Raw genomic sequence first — 15,464 nt, 5'->3', positions numbered from 1 at the left:
GGGCAAGGAGGAGGCAAAATGTCGCGTACAGGAAAAATAATTAGCTGGGTGGTCGGGATTTTATTGTTGCTGGTTGTGGTGGTCGTGGTGATTATCGCCACCTTTGACTGGAACCGCCTGAAGCCAACCATCAACCAGAAAGTCTCGGCAGAACTGAACCGACCGTTCGCTATTCGCGGCGATCTTGGCGTTGCCTGGGTGCGCAATCGCGAAGAGCCAGGCTGGCGCAGCTGGGTGCCGTGGCCGCAGGTGCACGCTGACGATGTTATGCTCGGTAATCCGCCCAGCGTGCCGGAAGTGACAATGGTGCATTTGCAGCGGGTGGAAGCCACGCTGGCGCCGCTGGCGCTGCTGCACAAAGAGATTTACCTGCCGTGGATTAAGATGCAGCAGCCGGATGCGCGACTGGTGCAGACCGCCGATAAGAAAAATAACTGGACTTTCAACCTCGCCAGCAGCGAAAACAGCGACCCCAACGCGCCGCCTTCGGCATGGTCATTCCGCCTTGATAATATCCTGTTCGATCAAGGACAGCTGCGCTATCGCGACGCCATCAACAAAGCCGATGTCACGGTGAAGATCAATCCGCTGGGTAAACCGGTGCCGTACGCGCAGGTCGCGGGCGGTAACGACCAGCAAAAAGGGGCCGGCGATTTTGTGTTTGGCTGGCAGGCGAGCGGGACCTACAACAACCAGAAACTCGATGGCGACGGTAAGATTGGCGGTATGTTGTCCCTGCGCAGCAAAACTACGCCGTTCCCGTTGCAGCTCGACGTACGCAATGGCACCACACGTGTGCGCGTGGATGGCACCCTGCAGGATCCGCTCAATCTCGGCGGGCTGGATGTGCGGCTGCGCTTCTCCGGCGACACGCTGGCAAATCTGTACGGCTTAACCGGCGTGCTGCTGCCGGACACGCCACCGTATGAAACTGACGGCCACCTGATTGCGCGTTTCAACGAAGAGAAAGGGCCGCTGTTCCGCTACGAAAAATTCAACGGTCATATTGGTGACAGCGATATTCACGGTTCGCTCAGCTACCGTCAGGGCAAACCGCGTCCGACGCTGAGCGGCGAGCTGACGTCGAACCAGCTGCGTATGGCGGACCTTGGGCCGCTGATTGGGGTTAACTCCGGCAAGGGCAGTGAAAAAACGGCGCAGGCCAAAGCACAGCGCGGTGAGGCCAGCACCCAGCCGGCGGATCGCGTGTTGCCACATGACAAGTTCGATACCAAAAACTGGGATGTGATGGACGCTGACGTGAAGTTCAGCGGCAAGCGTATCGAGCACAGCAGCAAGCTGCCGCTCAGCGATCTCTATACCCATCTGCAGCTGAAAAATGGCGACCTGCTGCTGGATCCGCTGCGCTTCGGCATGGCCGGCGGCAGCATTAATTCGACCATCCATCTGGAGGGCGATCGCTCACCGATGCGCGGCCGCGCCGATCTGCATGCGCGCAAGCTGCAACTGCGTCAGCTGTTCCCGGATGTCACCGCCATGCAGCGTAGTCTCGGCCAGCTCAACGGGGATGCCAGCCTGACCGGCATCGGCAATTCGGTGGCCGACCTGCTGGGCACCAGCAATGGCGAGCTGAAACTGTTGATGAACGATGGCCTGATCAGTCGCAGCCTGATGGAGATTGCCGGGCTGAACGTCGGTAACTATGTGGTGGGTAAACTGTTTGGCGACGATGAGGTGCGCATCAACTGTGCCGCGACCGACCTGAATATCCGTCAGGGACTGGCGACGCCGCGGCTGTTCGTGTTTGATACCGAGAACGCGGTGATTAACGTTACCGGCAACGCTAACTTTGCTAATGAGCGACTGGATCTGTCGATCAATCCGGAGAGCAAGGGCATTCGTATCATTACGCTGCGTTCGCCGCTGTATGTGCGCGGCACCTTCAAAAACCCGGATGCCGGAGTCAAAGCCGGTCCGCTGCTGGCGCGTGGTGCCGCAGCCGTCGCGCTGGGGGCAGTGGTCGCGCCGGCGGCTGCACTGCTGGCGCTGATTTCACCAAGCGACACCGATGATAATCAGTGCAGCAACGTGCTCCAGCAGATGAAAAGCAAAAAGTGATCAGTTACGCCACAGCACTTTGATGATGTGGTAGCCGAAAGCGGTTTTCACCGGTCCGTAAGGTTGCAGCAGCGGGCAGGTGAACACCGCTTTATCAAATGCCGGCACCATCTGCCCTTTGCGAAACTCCCCCAGATCGCCCCCGTTACGCCCGGACGGGCAGGTCGAGTGTTTTTTTGCCAGTTGCTGAAAGTTCGCGCCTTTTTCCAGCTGCGCCAGCAGCGCTTTCGCCTGCGCTTCCTGTTTCACCAGGATATGTAAAGCCGCCGCGGTTTTCGCCATGATGGTGTTCCCGTTATGTATGTATAATATTCGACGCATTATAGCGTAGTGCGCGTCAGTTGTAGGGTCGCCATTGATGGCGACCTTTGCGCTCAGGTGCGCATCAATGCGCACCCTACGGCGCGATGTAAATCTTCCTGTCTGATTAAATTGAGTGATGTTTTTCTATGCGTCTTAATCCCGGCCAACAACGTGCTGTCGAATTTGTCACCGGTCCCTGTCTGGTGCTGGCCGGTGCGGGTTCCGGTAAAACCCGCGTGATCACCAATAAAATCGCCCATCTGATCCGTGAATGCGGCTATCAGGCGCGCCATATCGCGGCGGTAACCTTCACCAACAAGGCGTCGCGCGAGATGAAAGAACGTGTGGCGCAAACGCTGGGACGCAAAGAGGCGCGCGGCCTGATGATCTCAACCTTCCACACGCTGGGCCTGGAGATCATCAAGCGCGAATACAAGGCGCTCGGCATGAAATCGACCTTCTCGCTGTTCGACGATCAGGATCAGCTGGCGCTGCTTAAGGACCTGACCAAACAGTGGCTGGAAGAAGATAAAACCCTGTTACAGCAGCTGATTTCCACCATCTCCAACTGGAAAAATGACCTGGTCGATCCGCAGGGTGCGGCCGGTCTCGCCAAATCGCAGCGCGACCAGATTTTTGCCCACTGCTACGCGCTGTACGATCAGCATCTGAAAGCCTGTAACGTGCTGGATTTCGACGATCTGATTCTGCTGCCGACCCTGCTGCTGCAGCGGAATCAGGAAGTGCGCGAACGCTGGCAACAGCGCATCCGCTATCTGCTGGTGGATGAGTATCAGGACACCAACACCAGCCAGTATGAGCTGGTAAAGTTGCTGGTCGGTGCCCGGGCGCGCTTTACCGTGGTCGGTGATGACGATCAGTCTATCTACTCGTGGCGCGGCGCGCGGCCGCAGAACCTGGTGCTGCTGAAAGAGGACTTCCCGGCGCTGGAAGTGGTGAAGCTGGAGCAGAACTATCGCTCGACGCAGCGTATTCTTAAATGCGCCAATATCCTCATCGCCAACAATCCGCACGTATTTGAAAAGCGGCTGTTCTCTGAGCTGGGCGAGGGCAGCGAGCTGAAAGTGCTGAGCGCCAACAACGAAGATCACGAAGCCGAGCGCGTGGCGGGCGAGCTGATTGCCCATCACTTTATTAATAAAACCCAGTACAAAGATTACGCGATTCTTTATCGCGGTAACCATCAGTCGCGCGTGTTTGAAAAGCTGCTGATGCAGAACCGTATTCCTTATCGCATCTCCGGTGGCACGTCGTTTTTCTCGCGGCCGGAAATCAAAGACTTGCTGGCGTATCTGCGCGTGCTGACCAATCCGGAAGATGACAGCGCGTTTCTGCGCATCGTGAACACGCCACGCCGCGAGATCGGCCCCGCGACGCTGCAGAAGCTGGGTGAGTGGGCCAATCTGCGCAACAAAAGCCTGTTTAACGCCAGCTTTGATATGGGGCTGGAACAGACGCTTTCCGGGCGCGGGCTGGAGCATCTGCAGCGCTTTACCCACTGGCTGAATGAAATCGTTCAGCTCACCGAGCGTGAACCGGTGAATGCGGTGCGCGACCTGATTCGCGGCATCGACTACGAAAGCTGGCTGTTTGAAACCTCCCCCAGCCCGAAAGCGGCGGAAATGCGCATGAAGAACGTCAATACGCTGTTTCAGTGGATGACCGAAATGCTGGAGGGCGACGAACTTAACGAGCCGATGACGCTGGCGCAGGTGGTGACGCGTTTTACCCTGCGCGACATGATGGAGCGCGGTGAGAGTGACGAAGAGCTCGATCAGGTCCAGCTGATGACGCTGCACGCCTCGAAAGGCCTGGAGTTCCCCTATGTCTATCTGGTGGGCATGGAAGAGGGGCTGCTGCCGCATCAGAGCAGTATCGATGAGAACAACATCGAAGAGGAGCGTCGCCTGGCCTACGTGGGCATCACCCGCGCGCAGAAAGAACTGACTTTTACCCTGTGCCGCGAGCGCCGTCAGTACGGCGAGCTGGTGCGTCCGGAACCAAGCCGCTTCCTGCTGGAGTTGCCGCAGGATGATGTGGCGTGGGAGCGTGAGAAAAAGGTGATCAGCGCCGAAGAGCGGGTGAAAACCGGGCAAACGCGCGTCGCCGGCTTACGTGCGATGCTGGAGAATGCGAAGAAGGGGTAATGGTTTCGTCACAGCCGCAAGCCTGGCCTGTGGCGAAATCTGTTGCGCGCGCCGCAGAGGCAAAGCGCCCGGCAAAGCAAACTTCACTCGCGTAAAAGCGCAGTTGCCGGGCGTTTTTCAACGCAGCATCAGCAGGTTCGATCAGGAAATCGTCAGCAGCCAGTGCACATACGACTGGTAATGGCTCTCCTGCTCCAGCAGCTCGGCGCGCAGCGGATGCGCAGCCAGCCAGCCTGCCGGCAGCGTCAGGTGCAGCGCATCATCATCCGCCTGCAGACGCACCGCCGGCAGCGTGTCGTCGCGCCGCCGGCTGGAGAAGATAATTGCCAGCCGCAGCAGACGGCTCAGCCGCTCTGCCATGCGCGGCGGCACGGCGTTTTGCTGCGTCAGCAGCGCCAGATCAATGCTGCCGCTCTGGTTCTGCAGCAGGCAGGCCAGCATTTTTTTCTGTGCGGGGGTGAAACCAGGAAGATCGAGATGGCGAATCAGATACGCGGCGTGCTGCGGTGCCTGGCGGAAATCAACGCTCAGGCCAATTTCGTGGATTGAACAGGCGCTGAGGAGTAAATCGCGACATCGCTGATCCAGCTTCCAGCTGCTGCTCACCTGACGGAAAAAGCTCTCTGCCAGCTGGCGCACGCGGCCCGCCTGCTCAACATCAATGGCGAAACGACGCTGAACGTTCTGCAGCGTGCGGCTGCGAATATCGCGGTCAATCGGCAGATGAAGCATGCCGTACACCAGCCCTTCGCGCAGTGCGCCGCCGGCCAGCGTCATGCTCTCAATGCTCAGCTCGTGGAAAATGGCGATCAGAATCGACAGGCCGCTGGGAAACACCAGCGCACGCTCCAGCGTCAGGCCTTCAATCTCCAGCTCCTCCAGCTTGCCGCACTGAATGGCACGCTGCTTAAGCTGCTGCAGTTTGCTCAGGGTGATGCGCTCATCCATGCCCTGCGCCACCATGATCTCCTGCAGCGCCTGGACTGTGCCGGACGCGCCCACGCAAATCTGCCAGCCTTTCTCTCGCAGTGCCGGCGCAATCGGACGGATCATTTCACGTGCGGCCTGTTCGGCCTGGGCAAAGTTCTCTTTGGCGAGATGACGATCGCTGAAGAAGCGCTCCAGCCAGGTCACACAGCCCATCGACAGGCTAAACAGCGTAGTAGCATGCGCACCTTCGCCGGTCACCAGCTCGGTGCTGCCGCCGCCGATATCGACCACCAGCCGCTGGTCAGAGCCGCCGGTGGTGTGCGCAACACCCTGATAGATCAGGCGCGCTTCTTCCTCACCGCTGATGACGTTCACCGCGCAGCCGAGAATCTGTTCCGCCTGAGTCAGGAAATCCTGCGCGTTACTGGCAATGCGCAGCGTGGCGGTTGCCACCACGCGGATTTGTTCCGGGGGAATGTCCTGCAACTGCTCGGAGAACAGACGCAGGCACTGCCAGCCGCGCTGCATCGCCTCAGCCGAGAGATGGTTGGCCGCATCAAGACCTGCCGCCAGACGCACCTTGCGTTTAATTCGCGCGACGGTCTGAATACTGCCGGACACTTCGCGCACCACCAACATATGAAAGCTGTTAGAACCTAAATCAATCGCAGCATAAAGTGACGATGCGCTTAGCATGTGTGCTTAACCCGAACGTTTACGGTTGTTGTTGCGCGGGGCACCGCCGCGACGGTTGCTGTTGTTGCCACCGCGACGTGGACCGTTGCCCGAGCGGTTACGCTGCAGGCGTTTCGGTGGCGGCAGGTCGCTCAGCAGGGCGTCGCTGTTGTACTTGCTCACCGGAATACCGTGACCGATGTACTCTTCAATCGCCGGCAGGTTGAGCGCGTACTCTTCACAGGCCAGGCTGATGGAGTGACCGCTGGCGCCAGCACGACCGGTACGGCCAATGCGGTGCACGTAATCTTCGCGATCGTCCGGCAGGTCGTAGTTGAAGACGTGCGTAACTGCCGGGATGTGCAGGCCGCGCGCGGCGACGTCGGTGGCAACGAGGATATCCACGTCACCTTTGGTGAAGTCGTCCAGAATGCGCAGGCGTTTTTTCTGCGCCACGTCGCCGGTCAGCAGGCCCACGCGGTGGCCATCGGCAGCCAGGTGGCCCCAGATATCTTCACAGCGGTGCTTGGTGTTGGCGAAGACGATGGCGCGATCCGGCCACTCTTCTTCCAGCAGGGTCTGCAGCAGACGCATCTTCTCTTCGTTCGAAGGGTAGAACAGCTCTTCTTTAATACGGTGGCCGGTTTTCTGCTCGGGCTCAACTTCGACGTATTCGGCGTTGTTCATGTGCTCGAACGCCAGTTCACGTACGCGATAAGAAAGCGTGGCCGAAAACAGCATACTCAGGCGCTGGGTGGCCGGCGGCATGCGGCGGAACAGCCAGCGAATGTCTTTAATGAAGCCGAGATCGAACATGCGATCCGCTTCATCCAGTACCACGACCTGAATGGCGCCGAGGTTGATGTGATTTTGTTTGGCGTAGTCAATCAGGCGTCCGGTGGTGCCCACCAGAATATCGACACCGTCTGCCAGCACTTTCAGCTGCTTGTCATAGCCGTCGCCACCATAGGCCAGGCCCAGCTTCAGACCGGTGGCCTGCGCCAGCGGCTCGGCATCGGCATGAATCTGCACCGCAAGCTCACGCGTCGGTGCCATGATCAGCGCGCGTGGCTGATTAACCTGACGGCCTTCAGCAGCAGGATGAGAAAGAAGATAATGAAACGTTGACGTCAGGAACGCCATCGTTTTGCCGGTACCGGTTTGCGCCTGACCCGCGACATCACGCCCTGAAAGCGCAAAAGGCAACGCGAGCGCCTGAATCGGCGTGCAGTTATGAAAGCCTTTCTTATCAAGGGCTTCCACTACCTGTGGGTGCAGGGCGAAGTCGGAAAACTTCTGTTCTGTTAAGTGTGTTTTGCTCATAGTGTGGTAGAATATCAGCTTACTATCGCTTTACGAAAGCGTATCCGATGAAATAAAGTCAACCTACGTTGGTATATTTTACGCCAATTCGCCAGGCATAATCTTTGGAGTTAAACATGAGCAGCGATAAAATCGTTCACCTGACCGATGACAGTTTCGACACTGACGTGCTGAAAGCCGACGGTGTGACGCTGGTAGATTTCTGGGCTGAATGGTGTGGTCCTTGCAAAATGATCGCCCCGATTCTCGACGAAGTCGCAGAAGAGTACGACGGTAAGCTTACCATCGCCAAGCTGAACATTGATGAAAACCCAGGTACTGCGCCAAAATACGGTATTCGCGGTATTCCGACCCTGCTGCTGTTCAAGAACGGCGAAGTGGCGGCGACCAAAGTGGGTGCGCTGTCTAAAGGTCAGCTGAAAGAGTTCCTGAACGCTAACCTGGCCTAAGCCCGGCGCGGTGTTTGTTCGGCAGTGGTGAATTTTTTCGCCACTGCTGGACGTCTCCCTTCAGGCGTGTTAAGTTGACCTCACTGCATTACGCACTTACCTTGTAGTTTGCATCTAAAGTTTTCCCTTGTCAGACCCAGCTCGCATTGAACGTTTTCGTGGTTTGGCAATCTGACGGCTAGCACATTCGGCATCACCTTTCGACCGTCTCCTCGCTTCCTATCGCCACATCTGACGATAACCGTCGAGCAGCGTTGAAAAAGAGCCATTAACAGGCATGGAATTTTTGCCATACCATTCACGACAAACATTTCGAGAATTACCCCGAGTTTAAGAACCCATCACTATGAATCTTACCGAATTAAAGAATACGCCGGTTTCTGAGCTGATTACTCTCGGCGAAAATATGGGGCTGGAAAACCTGGCGCGTATGCGCAAACAGGACATTATTTTCGCCATCCTGAAACAACACGCGAAGAGCGGCGAAGACATCTTCGGTGATGGTGTGCTGGAGATACTGCAGGATGGATTTGGTTTCCTCCGCTCCGGAGACAGCTCCTACCTCGCCGGTCCCGATGATATCTACGTTTCTCCCAGCCAAATCCGCCGCTTCAACCTCCGCACTGGTGACACCATTTCTGGCAAAATCCGCCCACCGAAAGAAGGTGAACGCTATTTTGCGCTGCTGAAAGTTAACGAAGTTAACTATGACAAGCCAGAAAACGCCCGTAGCAAGATTCTGTTTGAAAACCTGACGCCGCTGCACGCGAACAACCGTCTGCGCATGGAGCGTGGTAACGGTTCGACCGAAGACCTGACGGCGCGCGTGCTGGATCTGGCATCGCCAATCGGTCGTGGTCAGCGTGGTCTGATCGTCGCACCGCCGAAAGCCGGTAAAACCATGCTGCTGCAGAACATCGCGCAGAGCATCGCGTATAACTACCCTGACTGCGTACTGATGGTGCTGCTGATTGACGAGCGTCCGGAAGAAGTGACCGAAATGCAGCGTCTGGTGAAAGGCGAAGTTATCGCGTCGACCTTTGACGAACCGGCCTCGCGTCACGTGCAGGTTGCAGAGATGGTGATCGAGAAGGCTAAGCGCCTGGTCGAGCACAAAAAAGACGTTATCATCCTGCTGGACTCCATCACCCGTCTGGCGCGCGCCTACAACACCGTAGTGCCGGCGTCGGGTAAAGTCCTGACCGGTGGTGTTGACGCCAACGCCCTGCATCGTCCGAAGCGTTTCTTCGGTGCGGCACGTAACGTGGAAGAGGGCGGCAGCCTGACCATCATCGCCACCGCGCTGGTTGATACCGGTTCGAAGATGGACGAAGTGATTTACGAAGAGTTTAAAGGTACAGGTAACATGGAACTGCACCTGTCACGTAAAATCGCTGAGAAGCGCGTGTTCCCGGCTATCGATTACAACCGTTCCGGTACGCGTAAAGAAGAGCTGCTCACCTCTCAGGAAGAGCTGCAGAAAATGTGGATCCTGCGCAAAATCATCCATCCGATGGGTGAAATTGATGCGATGGAGTTCCTCATTAATAAACTGGCAATGACCAAAACCAACGACGAATTCTTCGATATGATGAAACGCTCGTAATCTGTTGCCGCCGGTAACGGCCTGAGCCAGCCGGCTAAAGGCACAAATTGCCAGGATTTATGACTAACGCCACGTCTTAACGTGGCGTTTTTCATTTGTGGGCATTAGGATTATGCCTGTCAGGAAGCAGACATATTGACTGAGGCAGCAAAGCGGCGGTTTTTTCAGCAAACGCACGCGCTGCGACAGAATTCAGACCAGGGATATACAGCAATGGCGGGAAAATTGCTTATTGTTGCCCATGATTTTAGCTGAGAGCGTTAACGTGAATTTACTCACTATGAGTACTGAGCTTGGTTTAGTATTTCTTTTTTCTTTAGCGTTCCTGTTTTTTGCTCGTAAAGCGGCTAAAAAAATTGGGCTTGTGGACACGCCGAATTCCAGAAAACGACACCATGGCGCCATTCCGTTAGTCGGCGGTATCTCCGTGTATGCGGGGATTTGCTTCGCCTTTGCCATCTCAAATTATTATCTGCCGCACGCCGTACTGTACCTTTTCTGCGCCGGGGTACTGGTGCTGGTCGGCGCGCTCGATGACCGCTTTGATATCAGCGTCAAAATCCGTGCCGTGGTTCAGGCGGCGATTGCCATCGTGATGATGGTCGGGGCAAAACTCTATTTACTGAGCCTGGGGTTTATCATTGGTCCGGTCGAGCTGATCGTCGGGCCTTTCGGCTATGTGCTGACGCTGTTCGCGGTATGGGCAGCGATCAATGCTTTCAATATGGTGGACGGTATTGATGGTCTGCTGGGTGGCTTATCCTGCGTCACCTTCGCCGCGATGGGCATCATCCTCTACTTTGACGGACAGACCAGCCTGGCGATGTGGTGCTTCGCGATGATCGCCGCCACTATTCCCTACATTCTGCTTAATCTCGGCTTTTTAGGCCGCCGTTATAAAGTGTTTATGGGTGATGCCGGCAGTACCATGATCGGCTTCACCATCATCTGGATTCTGCTGGAAACGACGCAGGGCCTCAGCCATCCCATCACGCCAGTTACCGCCCTGTGGCTGATTGCTATTCCGCTGATGGACATGGTGGCGATCATGTATCGTCGCCTGCGCAAGGGCATGAGCCCGTTCTCGGCCGATCGTCAGCATATCCATCACCTGATCATGCGGGCCGGTTTTACCTCCCGCCAGGCCTTTTTATTGATTACCGTGGCCGCCGCGCTGCTGGCCGGGATCGGCGTGCTGGGCGAATATCTGGCATTTATTCCCGAGTGGGTCATGCTGGCGCTGTTCCTCGCTGCTTTCCTCCTTTACGGTTATTGCCTGAAACATGCATGGCGCGTCGCGCGCAAAATCCGTCGTATCAAACGTCGCTGGCAAAGCAGCGGCGAAGAGAAAAAATAATTACCCAGATAAGTACCCGGATAAGGACACTTTTGTTATGACCTCTGTCGTTGTGGAGAACGAACTGGATGTACGCGGCCTCGGCTGCACGCTGTGGCGCGGCAAAGGCTGGATTATTGGCCTGGCGCTGCTGTTTGCGCTGCTGGCGTGGCTGGCTTCCATGCTAATGAAGCAATCCTGGAGCGCCACGGCGGTGACCGATCGGCCGACGGTGAATATGCTGGGCGCATTCTTTGTGCAGCAGCAGTTCCTCAATAATCTGGATGTGCGCAACGAGACCGTCAGCCTGAATACGCCAGCACCGACGGTGATGGATGAGGTCTATCAGGAGTTCACCATGCAGCTGGCGTCGTGGGATACGCGTCGCGATTTCTGGCTGCAGACTGATTACTATAAGAGCCGCAAAAGCGGTAATGCGCACAATGATGCCGCGCTGCTCGACGATCTGATCACCAACATTCAGTTCACCCCGGCCGATGCCACCCACAATACGCTGGATAACATTAAGCTGATCGCGGAGACCGCCGGCGACGCCAACAATCTGCTGCGGCAGTACATTGCCTATGCCAGCGAACGCGCCGCGCGTCATCTCAACGATGAGCTCAAAGGTGCGTGGCAGGCGCGCAGCGTGCAGCTGCAGGCGCAGGTCAGTCGTCAGCAGGAAGTGGCACAGGCGGTGTTTGATCGCCGTCGCCAGCGCATCGAGCAGGCGCTGAAAGTGGCCAGCCAGCAGGGCATTAAAGAGAACCGCGCGCCGGTCAGCGGAGAAGCGCTGCCGGACAGCGATCGCTTCCTGCTGGGGCAGCAGATGCTGCAGGCGCAGCTGGATACCCTGCAAGCCAGCGGACCTGCTTACGATTTAAGCTATGATCAAAACAGGGCGATGCTCAACACACTGCAGGCCGGGCCGCGCCTGGATAAACCGTTCCAGACCTACCGTTACCTGCGCACGCCGGAAGAGCCGGTCAGCCGCGATAGCCCACGTCGTCTGTTTATGATGGTGATGTGGGGCGCGATCGGTGCGCTGGTGGGTGCCGGCGTAGCGCTGGTGCGTCGTCCGCGTGCAACATTCGCCAACCGTCACTAAGAGAATCCGCGTGAAAGTTCTGACTGTATTTGGCACGCGCCCTGAAGCGATCAAAATGGCTCCGCTGGTGCAGGCACTGGCGCAGGATGCTGCCTTCGAATCGCGCCTGTGCGTGACGGCACAGCATCGTGAAATGCTTGACCAGGTCCTGCGCCTGTTCCGGCTGCAGCCCGACTATGACCTCAATATTATGCGGCCCGAACAGGGGCTGACCGAGATCACCAGCCGCATTTTGCAGGGTATGAAGACCGTACTGGCAGACTTCCAGCCGGATGTCGTGCTGGTGCACGGCGATACCACTACTACCTTTGCCGCCAGCCTGGCCGCGTTTTACCATCAAATTCCGGTGGGCCACGTTGAGGCGGGTCTGCGGACCGGTAACCTGATGTCACCGTGGCCGGAGGAGGCCAACCGCACCCTGACCGGCCATCTCGCCAGCTATCACTTCACGCCGACAGAAAATTCGCGGCAAAACCTGCTGCGCGAAAATCTGCCCGACGCGCGCATTTTCGTCACCGGCAATACGGTGATCGATGCGCTGCTGTGGGTACGCGATCGCGTGCTGGATGATGCCGATCTCAATGCCCGCCTGGCGGCGCGTTACCCGTTCCTTGAGGCCGGTAAAAAGCTGATTCTGGTTACCGGCCATCGGCGCGAAAGCTTTGGCGAAGGCTTTGAACGCATCTGCAGCGCGCTGGCGCAGCTGGCGCGTCAGCATCCGCAGCTGCAAATCGTCTATCCGGTGCACCTCAACCCTAACGTCAGCGAGCCGGTGAACCGTATTCTGAGCGGTATCAACAACATCATTCTGATTGAGCCGCAGGAGTACCTGCCGTTTGTCTGGCTGATGAATCGCGCCTGGCTGATTCTTACCGATTCCGGTGGTATCCAGGAAGAGGCGCCGTCGCTGGGCAAACCGGTGCTGGTGATGCGTGAAACCACCGAGCGGCCGGAAGCGGTCGCGGCCGGTACGGTGAAGCTGGTCGGCACCGACGTGAATAAAATTGTTGCTGAAGTCAGCCTGCTATTGCAGGACGACGAGGCGTGGCAGGCGATGAGCCGCGCGCACAATCCGTATGGCGACGGCCATGCCTGCGCGCGCATCCTGCATGCACTTAAACAACACAGAGTTTAACTATGCGTTTTTCAACCATTTCCGTTATCGGACTGGGCTACATTGGGCTGCCGACGGCAGCCGTTTTTGCGTCGCACGGGAAACAGGTCATCGGCGTGGATATCAATGCGCGCGCGGTGGAAACCATTAATCGCGGCGAAATTCATATCGTCGAGCCTGAGCTGGGCGACGTAGTACGTGCAGCGGTGCACAACGGCAACCTGCGCGCCACCACCCAGCCTGAAGCTGCCGACGCCTTTCTGATTGCCGTGCCGACGCCGTTTGTCGGCGATCATCAGCCGGATCTCAGCTACGTGCAGGCGGCAGCGCTGTCGATTGCGCCGGTGCTGAAGGCCGGCGATCTGGTGATCCTCGAATCAACCTCGCCGGTGGGCGCTACTGAACAGATGGCGCAATGGCTGGCGGCGGCGCGCCCGGATCTGCGCTTCCCGCAGCACGGCGAGCAACCTGACGTGTTTATCGCTTATTGCCCGGAGCGCGTGCTGCCGGGGAAAGTGATGGTCGAGTTGCTGGAAAATGACCGCGTGATTGGCGGCATGACGCCGGCCTGTTCAGCGCGCGCCAGCGAACTGTATCGCATTTTCCTGCGCGGCGAGTGTGTGGAAACTAACGCGCGCACCGCAGAGATGTGCAAGCTGACGGAAAACAGTTTCCGCGATGTGAACATCGCCTTTGCCAACGAACTGTCGCTGATCTGCGCCGAACAGGGGATCAACGTATGGGAACTGATTGCGCTGGCGAACCGCCATCCGCGCGTCAATATCCTGCAGCCGGGACCGGGCGTTGGCGGCCACTGCATTGCGGTCGACCCATGGTTTATCGTGGCGCAAAACCCGCAGCAGGCACGGCTGATCCGGACCGCGCGTGAGGTTAACGATGCCAAGCCGGGCTGGGTGCTGGATCAGGTTAAACAGGCGCTGGCCGAGTGCCTGACGGCCAGCGGCAAGCGTGCCACGGACGTGACCATCGCCTGTTTCGGTCTGGCATTCAAACCTAATATTGATGACCTGCGTGAAAGCCCGGCGATGTCGGTGGCGCAGCGTATTGCGGGCTGGCACAGCGGCCGCACCTGGGTGGTCGAGCCGCATGTGGCGGATATTCCGCCGCAGCTCGCCGAACGCGCTACGCTGGTGCCGCTGGCTGATGCCCTGCAACACGCCGACATCCTGGTGATGCTGGTCGATCATGCACAGTTCCGCGCCGTTACCCCTGAACAGGTGACGCAGCCGTGGATTGTGGATACCAAAGGAGTCTGGCGATGAAACAGTTTATAGTCACCGGCGGTGCCGGTTTTATTGGCTCCGCGCTGGTGCGCTTCCTGATTGCCAATACCGACCACCGGGTGGTGGTGGTGGATAAGCTGAGCTATGCCGGCAATCTGGCGTCGCTGGCACCGGTTGAGCAGGATGCACGCTTTGCTTTTGAGCAGGTCGATATCTGCGACCGCGCCGCGCTGGATCGCGTGCTGGCGCAGTACCAGCCGGACTGCATCATGCATCTGGCGGCTGAGAGTCACGTGGACCGCTCGATTGACGGGCCAATCGCCTTTGTCGAAACCAACATTGTCGGCACCTACCAGCTGCTGGAGGCGACGCGCCATTACTGGAACGGCATGACGGATGAGCGCAAGAAGGGCTTCATCCTGCACCATATCTCCACCGACGAGGTGTTTGGCGATCTGCACGGCACGGAAGATTTCTTTACCGAAACCACGCCGTACGCCCCGAGCAGCCCTTATTCGGCGACCAAAGCCAGCAGCGACCATCTGGTGCGCGCGTGGCTGCGCACCTACGGACTGCCTGTGGTGGTCACCAACTGTTCCAACAACTATGGCCCTTACCATTTTCCGGAAAAACTGATTCCCCTCACCATTATCAATGCGCTGGCCGGTAAGCCGCTGCCGGTGTACGGCAACGGCAGCCAGATTCGTGACTGGCTGTATGTGGAAGATCACGCCCGCGCGCTTTACACCGTGGTCAGCAGCGGCAAAGTGGGCGAGACCTACAACATTGGCGGCCACAACGAGCGGCGCAATATTGAGGTGGTGGAGACGCTGTGTGATTTGCTGGATGAGCTGGCACCGCAACAGCGCGCTGCCGGGCTGAGCAGCTACCGGGAACTGATCACCTTTGTCCACGATCGTCCCGGCCACGACCTGCGCTATGCCATTGATGCCAGTAAAATCGCCCGTGAACTGGGCTGGACGCCGCAGGAAACATTCGACAGCGGCATCCGTAAAACCGTGCAGTGGTATCTGGCCAATCCGCAGTGGTGGCAGGCGATTCTCAACGGCAGTTATCGCGGCGAGCGACTGGGCTTAGCCACCCCGCGTTAAGCACGCATGCAGGAGGA

At 57.8% G+C, this 15,464-nt stretch carries 12 protein-coding genes; 9 read left to right on the top strand and 3 right to left on the bottom strand.

What is annotated here, in order from left to right; all coding sequences use genetic code 11:
* Positions 1-18 precede the first annotated feature (18 nt).
* Positions 19-2,079 carry an AsmA family protein gene (locus K7H94_RS17745; RefSeq protein WP_222951411.1) on the top strand — a complete coding sequence of 687 codons (2,061 nt, stop codon included), beginning with the start codon at positions 19-21 and terminating at the stop codon, positions 2,077-2,079.
* Here K7H94_RS17745 and ppiC read toward each other — a convergent pair whose 3' ends face one another.
* Positions 2,080-2,361 (bottom strand): peptidylprolyl isomerase PpiC, encoded by a 282-nt coding sequence (gene ppiC / locus K7H94_RS17740; RefSeq protein ID WP_058758095.1) that lies wholly within the window; start codon positions 2,359-2,361, stop codon positions 2,080-2,082.
* Positions 2,362-2,528: 167 nt separating this feature from the next.
* Here ppiC and rep point away from each other — a divergent pair, with 167 nt between their 5' ends.
* The gene (gene rep, locus K7H94_RS17735) at positions 2,529-4,550 is read left to right on the top strand and encodes a DNA helicase Rep (RefSeq protein WP_058758096.1); all 2,022 of its coding nucleotides are present in this window, start codon (positions 2,529-2,531) and stop codon (positions 4,548-4,550) included.
* A gap of 141 nt (positions 4,551-4,691) precedes the next feature.
* On the opposite strand, the gene ppx is transcribed toward rep, so the two are convergent.
* Both ppx and rhlB read right to left on the bottom strand, forming a co-directional pair.
* Positions 4,692-6,176: an exopolyphosphatase gene (gene ppx, locus K7H94_RS17730; RefSeq protein ID WP_031279616.1), complete on the bottom strand. Its 1,485-nt coding sequence runs from the start codon at positions 6,174-6,176 to the stop codon at positions 4,692-4,694.
* Positions 6,177-6,182: 6 nt separating this feature from the next.
* Positions 6,183-7,478 carry an ATP-dependent RNA helicase RhlB gene (gene rhlB / locus K7H94_RS17725; RefSeq protein ID WP_031279615.1) on the bottom strand — a complete coding sequence of 432 codons (1,296 nt, stop codon included), beginning with the start codon at positions 7,476-7,478 and terminating at the stop codon, positions 6,183-6,185.
* A gap of 116 nt (positions 7,479-7,594) precedes the next feature.
* Here rhlB and trxA point away from each other — a divergent pair, with 116 nt between their 5' ends.
* The 7 genes from trxA to rfbB all read left to right on the top strand — a co-directional run bounded on the left by trxA (position 7,595) and on the right by rfbB (position 15,447).
* Positions 7,595-7,927, top strand: a complete 333-nt coding sequence (gene trxA / locus K7H94_RS17720) for a thioredoxin TrxA (RefSeq protein ID WP_021313352.1) — start codon at positions 7,595-7,597, stop codon at positions 7,925-7,927.
* A gap of 346 nt (positions 7,928-8,273) precedes the next feature.
* Positions 8,274-9,533, top strand: coding sequence for a transcription termination factor Rho (gene rho / locus K7H94_RS17715; protein ID WP_021506991.1), 1,260 nt, complete (start codon positions 8,274-8,276; stop codon positions 9,531-9,533).
* 280 nt (positions 9,534-9,813) lie between these two features.
* A complete protein-coding gene (wecA, locus tag K7H94_RS17710; RefSeq protein WP_021506990.1) occupies positions 9,814-10,890 on the top strand; it encodes a UDP-N-acetylglucosamine--undecaprenyl-phosphate N-acetylglucosaminephosphotransferase in 1,077 nt (358 codons plus the stop codon).
* A 37-nt stretch (positions 10,891-10,927) separates the two neighbouring features.
* Complete coding sequence (wzzE, locus tag K7H94_RS17705; RefSeq protein ID WP_021506989.1) at positions 10,928-11,977, top strand: ECA polysaccharide chain length modulation protein; 1,050 nt, start codon at positions 10,928-10,930, stop codon at positions 11,975-11,977.
* A 10-nt stretch (positions 11,978-11,987) separates the two neighbouring features.
* The gene (wecB, locus tag K7H94_RS17700) at positions 11,988-13,112 is read left to right on the top strand and encodes a non-hydrolyzing UDP-N-acetylglucosamine 2-epimerase (RefSeq protein WP_222951409.1); all 1,125 of its coding nucleotides are present in this window, start codon (positions 11,988-11,990) and stop codon (positions 13,110-13,112) included.
* A gap of 2 nt (positions 13,113-13,114) precedes the next feature.
* Positions 13,115-14,374: a UDP-N-acetyl-D-mannosamine dehydrogenase gene (gene wecC / locus K7H94_RS17695; protein ID WP_150361820.1), complete on the top strand. Its 1,260-nt coding sequence runs from the start codon at positions 13,115-13,117 to the stop codon at positions 14,372-14,374.
* Positions 14,371-15,447 (top strand): dTDP-glucose 4,6-dehydratase, encoded by a 1,077-nt coding sequence (gene rfbB, locus K7H94_RS17690; RefSeq protein WP_222951408.1) that lies wholly within the window; start codon positions 14,371-14,373, stop codon positions 15,445-15,447. Before wecC ends, rfbB begins: the two co-directional genes overlap by 4 nt.
* The last annotated feature ends 17 nt before the right edge of the window (positions 15,448-15,464 follow it).

The organism is Pantoea dispersa (assembly GCF_019890955.1).
GTDB lineage: Bacteria > Pseudomonadota > Gammaproteobacteria > Enterobacterales > Enterobacteriaceae > Pantoea > Pantoea dispersa.
Note: the sequence above shows the minus strand (reverse complement) of the source record. Positions and strands in the feature narration are given on the sequence as shown.

Coding starts and splice junctions, on each gene's coding strand:
- wecA (WP_021506990.1), top strand. CDS start 9,814: ATGAGTACTGAGCTTGGTTTAGTATTTCTTTTTTCTTTAGCGTTCCTG.
- rho (WP_021506991.1), top strand. CDS start 8,274: ATGAATCTTACCGAATTAAAGAATACGCCGGTTTCTGAGCTGATTACT.
- trxA (WP_021313352.1), top strand. CDS start 7,595: ATGAGCAGCGATAAAATCGTTCACCTGACCGATGACAGTTTCGACACT.
- rfbB (WP_222951408.1), top strand. CDS start 14,371: ATGAAACAGTTTATAGTCACCGGCGGTGCCGGTTTTATTGGCTCCGCG.
- wzzE (WP_021506989.1), top strand. CDS start 10,928: ATGACCTCTGTCGTTGTGGAGAACGAACTGGATGTACGCGGCCTCGGC.
- ppiC (WP_058758095.1), bottom strand. CDS start 2,361: ATGGCGAAAACCGCGGCGGCTTTACATATCCTGGTGAAACAGGAAGCG.
- K7H94_RS17745 (WP_222951411.1), top strand. CDS start 19: ATGTCGCGTACAGGAAAAATAATTAGCTGGGTGGTCGGGATTTTATTG.
- wecC (WP_150361820.1), top strand. CDS start 13,115: ATGCGTTTTTCAACCATTTCCGTTATCGGACTGGGCTACATTGGGCTG.
- ppx (WP_031279616.1), bottom strand. CDS start 6,176: ATGCTAAGCGCATCGTCACTTTATGCTGCGATTGATTTAGGTTCTAAC.
- rep (WP_058758096.1), top strand. CDS start 2,529: ATGCGTCTTAATCCCGGCCAACAACGTGCTGTCGAATTTGTCACCGGT.
- rhlB (WP_031279615.1), bottom strand. CDS start 7,478: ATGAGCAAAACACACTTAACAGAACAGAAGTTTTCCGACTTCGCCCTG.